Raw genomic sequence first — 14,634 nt, 5'->3', positions numbered from 1 at the left:
ACAATTATCTTTCCACATTCAACTTAGCGATTTCAACAATCACATCTGTTGCTTTTCTCATACTTTCAACGGCTACAAACTCATAACGTCCATGAAAATTTTCTCCACCTGCAAAAATATTTGGTGTTGGTAATCCCATAAATGAAAGCTTAGAACCATCCGTTCCTCCACGAATAGGTTCAATTATAGGTTTAATTCCTAAATTAATCATAGCTTTTTCAGCTAAATCAACAATTGATAAATCTTTCTCAATAATATCTTTCATATTATAGTATTGATCAAATAAAGTTACATTTACTCGCTCTGAACCAGACTCTTCATTGATTTTGTTAGCGATATCTTGTAATTGATTTTTTCTTGCTATAAATTTATCATGATCATGATCTCGAATAATATACGTCATTTGGGCTTCTTCAACTTCTCCACTCATTGAAACTAAGTGAAAGAAACCTTCACGCCCATCTGTTTTTTCTGGAACTTCATCTTGTGGCAATGCAGCATCAATTTTTAAAGCTAATTTCAAAGCATTTACCATCGTATTTTTAGCTGTTCCTGGATGAACATTTTTCCCTTGGATTTTAATTTCAGCTTGGGCAGCATTGAAACTCTCATATTCTAATTCACCAACAGGTCCGCCATCCATTGTATAAGCAAAATCAGCTCCAAAATTAGTAACATCAAATAAATCTGCTCCAATCCCGATTTCTTCATCTGGACCAAAAGCAACTTTTATCGTTCCGTGTTTAATTGTTTTATCTTTTAAGAGTATTTCCATCGCTGTCATAATTTCAGCAATTCCCGCTTTGTCATCTGCGCCAAGTAAGGTCGTGCCGTCGGTTGTAATCAGCGTTTGACCGATATAATTTTTTAAATTAGGAAAATCATTTGGAGCTAAACGAATATTTTCCGTTGCACTCAAAATAATTTCTTCACCATTGTAATTCTCATGGAACTGCGGATTCACGTTTACTGCATTAAAGTCAGCCGTATCCATATGGGCAATAAAGCCGATTGTTGGCACTTCTTTATCACAATTACTTGGCAATGTTGCTGTAACAAAACCATTTTTTTCATTATATGAAACTTGTGACATCCCCAAATCAGCCAACTCTTCTTTTAATGTTTGGGCAAACTCTACTTGACTTTGCGTAGAAGGAACAGTCTTACTTGTTGCATCTGAACGTGTTTCTGTTTTAACATAGCGTAAAAAACGTGGAATTAAATTTTCATACATATTGAATACATCCTTTCAGTTTTCCTAAATTAGTTGTTTAAATAAATGTAAATGGATCGGTATTTAGTGTTGACTGTACAATCTCTATATCCCAATGATTGGTTTGAGACCATTCAGTAAATAAATCTGCTAGTTCCGAAATGCAAATACTTTCAATATGGTGTCCCGGATCAATTACAGTCATGCCTGAAGCCAACATGTCATGGGCAGTATGATAATAGACATCACCTGTGATATATACATCCGCTCCATGTTTTTTGGCATCTAAATAATAATCACCTGCAGATCCACCACAAATAGCTACCCGCTGGATCATTTTTTCCGGTGTTGCTGTCACAACTCGTAAACCTGAAACAGAAAAAATTGTTTTTAACTTCGTTGCAAAATCTAAGACTGTAATTGGTTCTGCTAAATTTCCTACTCGTCCAAAACCATAGCTATCAACAAAATTTTCAATTGTATATAAATCGTAAGCAGGTTCTTCATACGGGTGACTACTAAATAAAGCCCGTTCGACTGATTCTGTTAGACGTTGCGGGAAAATAACTTCAACTTTAGCTTCATTTACTTCCTCTGCTTGATTTAATTCACCAATTGCTGGAAGTGCATTATTAATAGGTGTGAAACGACCAACACCATCTAAAGTATAGCTACACAGCGCATAATTAGGACCGATTTTCCCAGCACCAGCAGCTGTTAAGGCTTCTCTAACTTGCTTTTCATGAGATTTAGGAACATAGGCTGCCATTTTTTTATAGCTTTCTTGCTTAGAAATAGACATAATTTCTGTATTGTCTAATCCAATCGCTTGTCCTAACCAATCATTTAACCCGTTTGTGGCTACATCTAGATTTGTATGCGCTGCATATACGGCTATATCATGTTTTAACAGTTCTGCATACATCTTATTTTGTGGATTGTCGATCACCAGATTTTTAGCACCACGGAAAATTGGCGGATGATGTGCAAAGATTAAATCAACATTTTGTTCAATTGCTTCCGCTACAACTTCTGGTCGGACATCAAGTGTAACTAGAATGCGTTTAATCGTTTTATTTAATGTCCCGATTTGTAAACCAACTGGATCACCATTTTCAGCTAAGGACTTTGGCGCAAATTCTTCGAATTTTTGAATAAATTCATTTCCTAGAATTTTTTTCATTGGATTAACTCCTCAATTTCTGCAATTTTAGTTTTAAATAGAGCTATTTTTTCTTTTTGGTCACTAGTAGCTGCCTCAAGGCTTGCTAAAATAGTATATTCTTTTTCTAGCTGACGTTGCCATTTTTTTATAAATAAGTCAGGATAATTTTCTTTTAATTCCAAACCAAATTTTAATTCGGACTGACTATAGCTTGGCTGTACGATGCTTTTTTCAGCGACAATAATTTCATATAATTTAGCGTCTTCTTCTAATAGCTCTTCTGCAATAATTTGATAATCGTGATCCATTAACCATCTGCGAACATTTTCTTCACCAATATTAGGTTGTAAAATCAAACGTTCTCCACCTGTTAATTTTCCCGCATGGAACCCATCATCTAAAATCGAGGCAATTAACGTACCACCCATTCCACAAATTGTAATCGCTGTAATTTGGTCTGCTAAATCAATAACGGCAAGACCATTTCCTAGACGAACATCAATCATTGCTTGAAAACCTAAACGCTTAACTTGCTCTTTTGCAGTTAAAAAAGGACCTTCAACTACTTCTCCTGCTACTGCAAATTGAATTTTTTTTTGATAAACTAACGCACATGGTAAATAAGCATGGTCCGAACCTATATCAGCTAATTTACTATTATTTGGTACATAATTACTTGCTTTTTCCAAACGTAATGATAACTGCTTTTCATCCATAAACTAACTGTCCACTCCTTTTATGATTCTTATCTATTATACACTAAATGTCAAAAAAATTCCTTACTAATCCAATTCATTTAACAGATAAAACAGACAAAAAAGCTAGCAAGAAATAAAAATCCCTTGCTAGCTTTTTAAGACTACACTGTATGAATTGTCAACGTTTGTCCAATAAATAATAAATTATGCTTCATATCGTTCCAATGTTTAATTTCAAGTGGTGAAACATTGAATTTTTTAGAAATTGTGTAAAGTGAATCACCTTCTGCTACTTGGTATTCTTCTTTAACACTCCCTTGGTTTAAATCTGATGTTGTTTCATCAAATGCCAACGTGCCATTTTGTTTTTGTTGGAAGCCAGTTAAATTAGTATTAGTATCTTCTACTTTTTTTGTATCCGTTGCAGCAGCAGATACATTTTCAACTGGTGCTACCACTGGTGGAGCAACTGGAGCCTTTTTAACAATCAATTCTTGATTCACAAAAATTAAATCGCTAGTTAATTGATTCCATTCCATCAATTCTTGAACACTCACACCAAATGTATTTCCTAAATCCCATAATGTATCGCCACTAACAATAGTATGCATAACATCTTGTTGAACTTCAGTTTCCGAAACCTTCTTCACACCGTCATCATATTGTGTCAAATCATAGGTCTCAATTAATTGATCTAGCTTTTCAGCATACCTAGTATCTGTCGCATATTTTCCAGTTAAAAAAGCTGTTGCATCTTTATAAGATGTTGTGTTTGATTTCCAAGTACCTGAATAAAAACTTGCATTAAATGACGTTCCACCAGTTAACAACTTAGAGTAATCTTCTAATGATTCTTTGTAAGAAGGATATTTTCTAAATTCTCCTGTAATTTGATAATAATTTCCACTACCATCATCTTCTAACGTCAATAATGCTACAGATTGATTTTCGAAAGTTCCTTTGATTCCAAATAAATTATAATTAGGCTCACTAGATAACGAGCTATTTCCCGATCCACTTTCTAGAATTGCTTGGGCAATCATAACAGATGCATATAAATCTTTTTCTGCGCCAATTTCAGCAGCAGATTCAGAAATCTTATCAATAAATTCTTGCGTGCTCTGATTTTTAACAAACATAATTTTTTCTGCTTCTGAATGATTGGCTTCTGGTACTTGAACCTCAGCAATATTTTGTTGTGATACTTCTTCTTTAGAGAAAGGACGAGTCGTTTCTACTTCCACTTTAGGCGTAGGTTTTGTTTCAACTATCGGTGCCACGGGTTTCGTTCCAGGTGTTTCTGGCTTTACTTCCGGTTTTGTTTCAGGCGTCTCTGGTTTTGTCTCAGGTACTTCAACCTCTTCTTTAGGTATCTCTGGCGTTTCCTCAATTGGTGTCTCAGGATCTACCGGTACCGGTGTTGGAGCTATTTCTGTGGCTGTATCACTAGCAGAATTTGAGCTATCAGCAACTGCTTTAATAACGCGTTCACTAGTCGTTGCATTTTCTTCTGCACTAGCTAAAACAGAAAAAGTTGGAATTGCTAAAGATGCCATTATAATAGATGTATTCACAATTCCAGCACTTTTACGAATCATTTTTTTCTGGTTTGTTTTTTTCAGTTCAGCAATTCGTTCATTTCTACTTTTCATCATTTTCATTTCCTCCCATAGTAGTCACATCAATTTGTGAAATTGAGTTTATCTTTGTATCAATATCTTCAAATAGATTTGTCACGTCTAATTTTGTTCCTAAAATAGTTTGTTGCGTTTCTTGCAATTTTTTTTGAAATAAAGCCAATTCAATGGCAGCTTTATTTTTATAACCTACCACTTCTTCATCTGCTGTTTCAACAATTTTGCGAGCGCGCATTTTAGCATCAATTAAAACTTCAGCAATTTCAGCTTTTGAATTTTTTAATTCAAGCTTAATTTGATTCTTTTCTTCAATTAATGTTTCAATTTGAATTTCTTGTAATTTTATCTTTTCCAATAATTCATCTTGAGCAAATCTTGTAGAATCCTCTTTCACTACTTCATTATATCTTGGGGTTGTATCAAGTTGATTTTGTAACACTTGATTTTCAGAAGCTAGGGAATCTACCATCTTTTTATAGTATTCTAACTTTTCTTCAACATCTTGATAATGTGCAGGTAAAGCTTTTTCCTTAAATGACTCTTCTTGAATTTGATTTTTTTCTAGCTCCATAGCTTTATAAGCCTCATAGGAGTGTCTTAATTTTTGACGAATTCTACGATTTTCTTTCTCTAATAGGCTAACTTGCTCGCGCAAATTTTCTGTCATAATAACTGCTACACTCCTTTAATTTTTCAATTTTTTAAAAACAAGTTATGTACATGTTCTTATCTAAATCACTCAATTAATACTTTTTTACTTATGTTATTAATTATAACACAATTTCTTCTATTTAAGCACATAAACTCCTTTCTTTTTTTTCCATATTTGAAGGAAATTTGAACACTTTACTATTTTCAAATTACATCTAGGAGATTTACGCTTCGGTTAAATAAAAAAAGCCCAAATTTTAAATTAGACTTTTTTTTCTAATACTTCCATTCTCTCTTGTAATTCGTTTAATAAGTCAACTTGTATATTTTGAATATTAACTAAATGTTCCCATTGTTCCGTCAACATGTGATCCATTTTTTCATGTAGTAACCTAATTTCAATTTCAGATTTCAGATTCACTTGGTAATCACTATCTGATTGTTGTCTATCTCTTTTTTCCTGACGATTTTGACTCATCATAATAACAGGAGCTTGAATTGCTGCTAAACACGATAAAATTAGATTTAATAAAATAAATGGATATGGATCAAAAGGTTTCGTAAATAATGCAATTGAATTAATAATAATCCATGCAACTAGTACAAATAAAAACAAGAATATAAAGCCCCAACTACCACCAAATTTAGCGATTCCATCAGCTACTTTTTCACCTAAAGTTAGGTTTGTTGTTACATCTTCATTTGTATTTTTTGCTATGGGCATTCCCTCTTTAATACTATCTAACACATTTTTATTCAAAGACTCAATATTTTCAGAGTCAGTTTTAATCATATCTTTGATGTAATGCAAACGATAATCCATCAAATCATCCATACAAATAAAGGCTTCTTCAGAAAAATCTGGATGCTCTGATAAAATTAATTCCCTTAGTTCTTTACTTAGTGTAGTTAAATGAAGTCCGTCAGTTTCACTATAATCTTTATGACATATTATACATTTTTCTTTTTTTTCATTAAAACCACCTCTCTTCCCTATATTCATTTATTGATAACGCGTATCAATTTCCAAAGCATTGTCACTGTTTCCTGAACTAAAAGTAATCTTAACAATTTGAACTGGATTAATATAAATGGCATCTTCTTGATCATTGTAAAAACGGATTAAGCGGCTTCTCAAAAATCCATCACCATTTGATATTTTTGAAAAAAGTTCTTTTTCTGAAATTTTAAGGATTACCTTTTCACCATCACTTAAACTAACCAAGCATTCTGACATCGGATTTTCCCACCTTTTTAAATTGATACTTCATTATAACAAACACGACTATATAAGCAAATTTCACGCAAATTAAAAGACTGGAAAACGAATTCCAGTCCAGTTAAGCTTTATTTAACAACTATTTTATGAACATCTTTACCAGGGATTTGAGGTGGAATTGACATTGTTGAAACAGGTTCGGCTGCTAATGTAACTTCAAGATTAGTCCCAGCTTTAATTTCATCTAAGGAAATTTTTTCATTTGTTTTTCCATCAAAAACATTACTTCCATCTGTTAATAAAACAACTTCTTCTTTGAAAATTGGGGGTGTTTCCTTATTGGAGTCAACCGGTAATAAACTTTTTACCCATACTTGCCCAGTTTCACTATTACTATCTTGTTTGACAACAGCTGTATACACAATTGGCTCTTCTACAGCGGGTGCAGTTGAAGATGTCTCTGCTTCTTTTTCAGAGTCAGAGGTTATTGAACTACTTGATTCTGTTTTTTTATCTGCAGCATTTCCACATCCTACTGCAACTACAACTAAAATAGCGACTACTAAACTAAAAGCTAGTTTCTTTTTTTTCATTGTTAATTCCTCCTAAATATCATCTGTATCACTACTACTAGTATCTTAGAATTTAAAAAGAATTGCAAATATAATCCTCTGTCTTTACTATTTTTTAAGCTTAACGCAAAAAAGAAGAGTAAGAATTTAATCTTACCCTTCTCAAATTTACTTTTATTCCAAAAAGTCCTTTAATTGTTTAGAACGACTTGGATGACGTAATTTACGTAAAGCTTTGGCTTCGATTTGACGAATACGTTCTCTCGTTACACCAAATACTTTACCCACTTCTTCAAGCGTTCTCGTACGTCCATCATCTAATCCAAAACGTAAACGCAGAACATTTTCTTCTCTATCCGTTAAGGTATCAAGAACGTCCTCTAATTGCTCTTTTAATAATTCATAAGCAGCATGCTCTGCTGGGCTAGTTGCATCTTGGTCTTCAATGAAATCACCTAGATGTGAATCGTCTTCTTCACCGATTGGTGTTTCTAACGATACCGGTTCCTGAGCAATTTTCAATATTTCACGAACTTTTTCAGTTGGTAAATCCATTTCAGCTCCGATTTCTTCTGGTGTTGGTTCTCTACCTAAATCTTGGAGTAACTGACGTTGAATACGAATTAACTTGTTAATTGTTTCAACCATGTGCACTGGAATACGGATTGTTCTAGCTTGATCGGCAATTGCACGGGTAATTGCTTGGCGAATCCACCATGTAGCGTAGGTAGAAAATTTAAAGCCTTTTTGATAATCAAATTTTTCAACAGCTTTCATTAATCCCATATTTCCCTCTTGGATTAAATCTAGAAATTGCATGCCACGTCCAACATAACGCTTAGCAATACTTACAACTAAACGCAAGTTTGCTTCTGCTAGACGTTGTTTAGCTTCTTGATCTCCTTGTTCAATCAATAAAGCTAAGGCTACTTCTTCTTGAGCATTTAAAAGTGGAACACGTCCAATTTCCTTTAAATACATTCGAACTGGATCATTAATTTTAACACCCGCTGGAGCAGTTAAATCTTCTTGCTCTTCAGCAGCTTTTTTATCTTTTTCTTTGGCTAAAATTTGACGGTCAGTTGGACCACCATCATCTCCTACAACACTTACGCCACCATCTTCAACTTGCATGATCACATCATCAATTTGATCCGCATCTAATTCATATGGTGTAACAACTAAATTTGTTAATTCATCGTAATGAATTGAACCTTTCAGTTTGTTATCCTTGATTACTTTTTTTATTGCTTGTTCTAATAATGTTACCGTGTTGTTTTTTACTTCTTCTTTTTTAGCCATTAAAAAAGCCTCCTTTAATCAATCCTATAAAATTCATTCATTTATTCTTCAACTGGCGTGACAAGTCAACAATTTCTAACATTAATTGTTGTAAAACCGCTTGATCGCCAATTCGTTGAGCTTCTTTCATTGCCGCTTGTTTATGTTTTAACTGTTCTGATAAACTTGATTTCCGGACAATTACATCCAAATAATCATCTATTTCTTTAGCAGTCATTTCTTCACTTAAAGAAAGCATTTCAATTTCCACTAATAAGTTTTTTAATGGAGGTTCTTTTACAAAATCAATAAATGCATCAATTGATCCATATTCCCCTACAGTATCTTTGAAACTCTCAAACAAAAGATACAAAGTCTGATAGTCGTCATGAATAAAGTGGTAGTCTTCAACTTGACTCTGAACTTGAATCCAGGCCTCTTCAAAGTGAAATAAGCGATTTAGCAAATAACGTTCTGTTTGCTCAATTAAATCAAGCTTCCTTTTTTGAGTATCGACTTGAACGACCATTTCCTCTTCTGGAAAATAAGGTTCTATTTCAGGTTCTGGTCCAAAATTAAATTGATTTTTTACCTCTTTGCGCTGAGCTCGCTTTTCTTTAAAAAGTTGTTGATACTGTTCATTTAAAGAATCTAACGAAATATCAAATTCAGACGATAACTGTTTAAGGTACATCTCTCTTTCAACAGCAGAAGTGATAGTGAGCATATCCGTTAAAATTAAATCTAGATAACTCAACCGCTCATTTTCGTTTTGTAAATTTAACCCTTTTCGATGATAACGCATTTTAAATGCAAATAAAGTATCTCGTCCATGAGCTAATAACTCAACAAATGCACTCGCTCCATATTTTTTTATAAAGTCGTCTGGATCCAAACCTTCCGTGAAGCTAACAACTTCAACATCAAAGGCTGTCTCAGTTGTCAATAAGTCAACACCACGTTTGGTTGCTTCGATTCCAGCATTGTCACCATCATAAGCAATTAAAACTCGATCTGTCACTCGATCTAACATATGAATCTGTTCATTTGTTAAACTCGTCCCCATCGAAGCAACACCATTTTTAACGCCTGCATTCCAAGCTGCAATCACATCCATAAAACCTTCAAATAAAACAACCTCTTTTTCTCTTCGAATTGCTCCACGAGCCATATCAAAGTTAAATAGGACATTTCGTTTATTAAATAAATAGGTTTCAGGACTATTTAAATATTTGGGTCCGGCTTTATCTTCGGTTTCTTGCTGAAAAATTCTTCCTGAAAACGCAATTGTCTTTCCTTGTTGATTACGAATTGGAAACATAATTCGATTATAAAAACGATCAATGAGTTCACCGTTATCTCTTTCAACAAACAATCCAGTCTCGTTTAATACCTCGTCTGTGTATTCTTTGCCTAATAAATATTGGTGGAGCATCGTTCGTTCCCTTGGGGCGAAACCAATTTTAAATGTTTCAATTAATTCCTTGGTTAATCCACGATTTAATAAATAATGATAGGCTTCTTCACCAACTTTAGTATTTAACAAAACGTGTTGAAATAAGTCAGCCGTTTCTTCATGTGCTTGAATTAGCTTCTCCCGTTTAGAGTCACTCTCTTGGTTTTGATGAGATCTATTGTTTAATAATGTATCATCCAGTTTTATTTGACTCATTTCGGCTGTTTTAAAAACAGCTTCTGGAAAACTTAAGCCATCCACTTCCATTAAAAACGTAAATACATTTCCACCTTTTCCGCAACTAAAACAATGAAAAATTTGTTTATCTTCCGCTACTGAAAATGACGGCGTTCGTTCTTCATGAAACGGGCAGAATCCAAAAAGATTTTTCCCACTTTTTTTCAATTGAACGTATTGGCTAACCACATCAACAATATTTGTTTCCTGTCTAATTCGATTGACTGTTTCCTCCGGTATCATCATAGCCACATACATCACCTCTTTGGACGATCAAGAAAAATTAGTTAGTCATAATTAGTTAAAGATCCACATAAAACTGACTGAGGATCTTAATTAAAACTATTTGGTGACATAACTATACATTTTGCAGTATAACATATAATCCCCATTCTAACAATAAAAAAAGCTTATTTTACAGCGTGGAAATTGTAGGATTTTAACAAGTTTATTATTAAAAAAGTCATGAAATCAGCATTAAGCTTTATTCACGACTTTTTGTTCAGTTAATCTTTAAATTGTGCGTCATATAATCGTTTATAAGCGCCATTTCGAGCCATTAAATCATCATGGGTTCCTTCTTCTGCAATTCCCTCTTCATTTACGACCACAATTCGATTCGCGTGCTTAATCGTCGCTAAGCGATGCGCAATAATTAAAGTTGTTCTTCCTTCAGATAGTGAATTTAAAGATTCTTGAATGACTTGTTCAGTTTCAGTATCCAACGCAGAAGTCGCTTCATCTAAAATTAAGATTGGAGGATTTTTCAAGAACATTCGAGCAATAGCTAAACGTTGCTTTTGGCCTCCAGATAACTTCACTCCACGTTCTCCAATAATCGTTTCTAACCCATCTGGCATTTCTGCTACGACTTGTTCTAAATGTGCCAATCTAATCGCATGATTAATTTCGTCTTCCGTAGCGTCAAGTTTCCCGTAAGCCACATTTTCCTTAATTGAACCTGGGAATAAAAAGACATCTTGCTGTACAACACCAATTTGACTTCGAAGACTACTCATTGTCAATGCGTCAATAGTATACCCATCCACTAAAACAGCACCTTCATTCACTTCATAAAAGCGCGGTAATAAATTACAAATAGTTGTTTTTCCAGCGCCGCTTGGTCCAACAAAAGCAACTGTCTCGCCTTCTTTAATTGACAGATTTATTTTATCTAAAACCTTCTTAGAATCATCATACCAAAAAGAAACATCTTTATATTCAATATCTCCAGTTAAAACAATATCGTCACGAGCATTGGGTACATCTTGAATCACAGGTTCTTTATCAATTTCTTCAGTAAAGCGTTTAAAACCAGCAATTCCTTTTGGATAACTTTCAATCATATTATTTACCTTTTCAATTGGTCGGACAAAAACATTAGTTAACAAAATAAACCCAACAAACTGACCATAGGTGATCTCGTTAGTAATCGTATAGTATGCTCCAAAAAATAAGGCAAATAAGTTAATTAGGCGCATCAATAAATAATTATAAGCTGCGCTAATTCCCATCATTTTATAAAATAAAACTTTTGATTTTCTGTACGCTTGGTTTAACCCTTCAAAACGTTCTTGTTCATGAGCCTCATTTGAAAAGGCTTGGACAACTCTCACACCACTAACAGAAGCTTCAACACCTGCATTAAACTCACCTAAGTCACGATAAATTTGGGTATTCACTTTTGTCATTCGCTTATTAAAAAAGACAAGTGCCAATGTAATGAAAGGTATCATAATAAAGGTAGCTAACGCTAATTTAACATGGATAGAAAGCATTAAAGCAAATGAACCAACTAAAGACATAATGGTAATGAATACATCTTCAGGTCCATGATGCGCTACTTCTGATATCTCGAATAAGTCTGTTGTTAAACGACTCATTAGCTTACCCGTTTTTTGATTATCATAATAGCTGAAAGGCTGTGATTGCAAATGAGCATAAAGTTCTCTCCGCATATCCGTTTCGATATTAACTCCTAGCATATGACCGAAATAAACAACAACATACTGCAAAGCTGTATTTACAACGTAAAAAAATAATAATGATAATGCAGCGGTAACGATTAATGACCAATTTCCAGTGGGAAGAAGCTTATCAATGACTTGGTTAACCACGATTGGAAAAGCCAACTCTAAAATAGCAGCAACAATTGCACAAGAAAAATCTAAAATAAATAACTTACGATAAGGCCGATAATAACTAAAAAATCTTTTTAACATCTTTTCCTCCCCCAAATAAAAAGCTCGTTGAGTCGCTTAGCTCCGGCAGAAAAATAGGGAATTCCAAGAAAAGTGTCTCTTTACTTTTTTTGGAGTTCATCTTTTTTCCTAGGAGATGACTCATAAGAACTAGCCTTAATAAAAAGTAACCTCTCAGAAACAACTTTCTAAGAGATTACTGCTAATTTTTATTTTTACTTATTTGACGATCAATTGGTCAATACTTGCAAAAGATAATGCCAAGTTACCCAATTGAACTAATAAAGCTAAACGATTATTACGAATTTTTTCATCATCTGTCATAACCATATTGTCTTCAAAGAAAGCTTCAACTTTAGGCCCTAATGTTTCTAGAGCTAAATAATTCAATTCCATATTCTCCCCTGAGAAGGCTTCTTTCGCTACAAGAATAGCTTCAAAAAGAGCTTTTTCTGATTCAGTTTCAAACAACTCTGGTTTGACCTCTAATTGGCTTTCTGAAAGAAGCTCTTGTCCTTTTTTAGCTAAGTTCATAACGCGCGTTAAAGCTTCAATTGTAGGCTTAAAGGTTGCTTCTTGAATATGTTTTTCTAAAACTAAGGCTGTCTCAGCCATTTTGATTAAATCTTCTTGTTCAGATTTTAAAACAGCATCGATAATATCATAACGGATTTTTTGACTAAGCAAATGTTGACGTACTCTAGCTTTGATAAAATCAATAACTTCTGGAGTACTCGATTCTAACTGATCACTTAATTTACCTTGATGTTGGATTGCTGCACTTATCATCTCTCCACGCAATGTTTCAATAGGGAAGTACCAACCTTTGTTTTCAACGATTCGAACGACACCATATGCTTGACGACGTAAAGCATATGGATCATTAGAACCTGTTGGAATCATTCCAACTGCAAAAAAGCTCATAACACTATCTAATTTATCGGCAATTGCTAATACAGCCCCAACATTAGTAACTGGTAAGACCCCATCACTGCTTGTTGGTAAATAATGCTCTCTGATTGCAGTCGCCACAGAAGGGTTTTCACCTTGCATCAATGCGTATTTTTCACCCATAATCCCTTGTAACTCAGGAAATTCGCCTACCATGTTTGTCACTAAATCAAATTTATAAATTTCGCTTGCTCTTTGTAAATCACTTAATTCTTCATTTGTCAGACCAACCACTTTTCCGATTGTCTCAGCAAAATAAGAAACACGTTGCATTTTTTCATAAATACTTCCAATTTTCTCATGGAATGTAACCAATTTTAAACGTTCAACTGCATCTGCGATTTTAATTTGTTGATCTTCTTGGTAGAAAAATTCACCATCTTCTAAACGTGCAGTTAGCACTTTTTCATTTCCTTTAATGACGTTTTCAATATGAATTGCATTTCCATTTCGGACAGAAATAAAATAAGGAGCAAGTGCACCCTTTTCATCACGAACTTCAAAATAGCGTTGGTGTTCTTTCATAGACGTAACCAATACTTCTTCTGGAATACTTAAATATTTTTCTTCAAAACTACCTGCAAAGGCTGTTGGATATTCAACTAAATTAGTCACTTCTTCTAGTAAATCCGCGTCTAATTCAACCTGCCATTGTTTTTCAGAAGCAATTTTTTGAATTTGATCAACAATCATTGCTTTACGTTTTTGGCTATCTGAAATAACAAATTCTTTTTCCAATTTACTTTCATAATCACTAGCACCTGCAAAACTTGTATCTTCTCCAAGAAAACGATGCCCACGACTTGTATTGCTCGTTTCAATATCTAAAATTTTAAAGGGGATGATTGTTTCATCAAGCATAGCTGTAATCCAATGAATCGGTCTGATATATTTGAATGAATGGTTTCCCCAACTCATGCTGACTGGAAAAGTCATTCCAGTGATGACTTGATCTAATTTTGTTAAAATATCCATTGCTGGTTTTCCAGCGGTAAACTTATCAATGTGAACATACTCCACACCTTTAATTTCTTTAAACGTGATATCCTCAACCGTTGCTCCTTGACCACGAACAAAACCTTGTGCCGCTTTGCTCCAATTTCCTTCAGCATCAAGAGCAATTTTTTTGGCTGGTCCTTTGACAATTTCAGCTGTATCTTCTTGTTTATCTGCTACTGATTTAACAATGACTGCTAGTCTTCTTGGTGTTGAAAAAGGCACTATCTCTCCAAAAGTTAATTTATTTTCGGTTAAAAAGTCGGAAACACGTTTAACCAATTGTTGGCTACTTGGTGTGACATATTTAGCCGGAATTTCTTCTAACCCGATTTCTAATAATAAGTCTTTCGCCAT

The 14,634-nt window shown here is 34.0% G+C and carries 12 protein-coding genes; all 12 read right to left on the bottom strand.

The window, feature by feature from the left end; genetic code table 11:
• Positions 1–4 precede the first annotated feature (4 nt).
• The 12 genes from pepT to glyS all read right to left on the bottom strand — a co-directional run bounded on the left by pepT (position 5) and on the right by glyS (position 14,634).
• Positions 5–1,234 (bottom strand): peptidase T, encoded by a 1,230-nt coding sequence (pepT, locus tag BR77_RS02545; RefSeq protein WP_015076427.1) that lies wholly within the window; start codon positions 1,232–1,234, stop codon positions 5–7.
• A gap of 37 nt (positions 1,235–1,271) precedes the next feature.
• A complete protein-coding gene (locus tag BR77_RS02540; protein WP_015076428.1) occupies positions 1,272–2,396 on the bottom strand; it encodes a Nif3-like dinuclear metal center hexameric protein in 1,125 nt (374 codons plus the stop codon).
• Complete coding sequence (locus BR77_RS02535; RefSeq protein ID WP_010053738.1) at positions 2,393–3,094, bottom strand: tRNA (adenine(22)-N(1))-methyltransferase; 702 nt, start codon at positions 3,092–3,094, stop codon at positions 2,393–2,395. Before BR77_RS02535 ends, BR77_RS02540 begins: the two co-directional genes overlap by 4 nt.
• A gap of 143 nt (positions 3,095–3,237) precedes the next feature.
• A complete protein-coding gene (locus BR77_RS02530) occupies positions 3,238–4,731 on the bottom strand; it encodes a glucosaminidase domain-containing protein (protein WP_015076431.1) in 1,494 nt (497 codons plus the stop codon).
• Positions 4,718–5,380 (bottom strand): hypothetical protein, encoded by a 663-nt coding sequence (locus tag BR77_RS02525; protein WP_015076432.1) that lies wholly within the window; start codon positions 5,378–5,380, stop codon positions 4,718–4,720. Before BR77_RS02525 ends, BR77_RS02530 begins: the two co-directional genes overlap by 14 nt.
• 246 nt (positions 5,381–5,626) lie before the next feature.
• Positions 5,627–6,367 carry a DUF1003 domain-containing protein gene (locus BR77_RS02520; protein WP_015076433.1) on the bottom strand — a complete coding sequence of 247 codons (741 nt, stop codon included), beginning with the start codon at positions 6,365–6,367 and terminating at the stop codon, positions 5,627–5,629.
• The gene (locus BR77_RS02515) at positions 6,368–6,601 is read right to left on the bottom strand and encodes a hypothetical protein (protein WP_015076434.1); all 234 of its coding nucleotides are present in this window, start codon (positions 6,599–6,601) and stop codon (positions 6,368–6,370) included. It lies immediately after the preceding gene.
• Positions 6,602–6,711: 110 nt separating this feature from the next.
• Positions 6,712–7,176, bottom strand: a complete 465-nt coding sequence (locus BR77_RS02510; protein WP_016356447.1) for a hypothetical protein — start codon at positions 7,174–7,176, stop codon at positions 6,712–6,714.
• A 153-nt stretch (positions 7,177–7,329) separates the two neighbouring features.
• Positions 7,330–8,457, bottom strand: coding sequence for an RNA polymerase sigma factor RpoD (rpoD, locus tag BR77_RS02505; protein ID WP_010053730.1), 1,128 nt, complete (start codon positions 8,455–8,457; stop codon positions 7,330–7,332).
• A gap of 37 nt (positions 8,458–8,494) precedes the next feature.
• A complete protein-coding gene (gene dnaG / locus BR77_RS02500; protein ID WP_015076438.1) occupies positions 8,495–10,381 on the bottom strand; it encodes a DNA primase in 1,887 nt (628 codons plus the stop codon).
• A gap of 254 nt (positions 10,382–10,635) precedes the next feature.
• The gene (locus BR77_RS02495; RefSeq protein WP_016356448.1) at positions 10,636–12,351 is read right to left on the bottom strand and encodes an ABC transporter ATP-binding protein; all 1,716 of its coding nucleotides are present in this window, start codon (positions 12,349–12,351) and stop codon (positions 10,636–10,638) included.
• Positions 12,352–12,549: 198 nt separating this feature from the next.
• Positions 12,550–14,634, bottom strand: a complete 2,085-nt coding sequence (gene glyS, locus BR77_RS02490; protein ID WP_015076442.1) for a glycine--tRNA ligase subunit beta — start codon at positions 14,632–14,634, stop codon at positions 12,550–12,552.

The sequence above is a fragment of the Carnobacterium maltaromaticum DSM 20342 genome (genome assembly GCF_000744945.1).
GTDB classification, from domain to species: Bacteria; Bacillota; Bacilli; order Lactobacillales; family Carnobacteriaceae; genus Carnobacterium; species Carnobacterium maltaromaticum.
The sequence above is the reverse complement of the archived record's forward strand: the minus strand, read 5'-3'. Positions and strand labels throughout refer to the sequence as shown.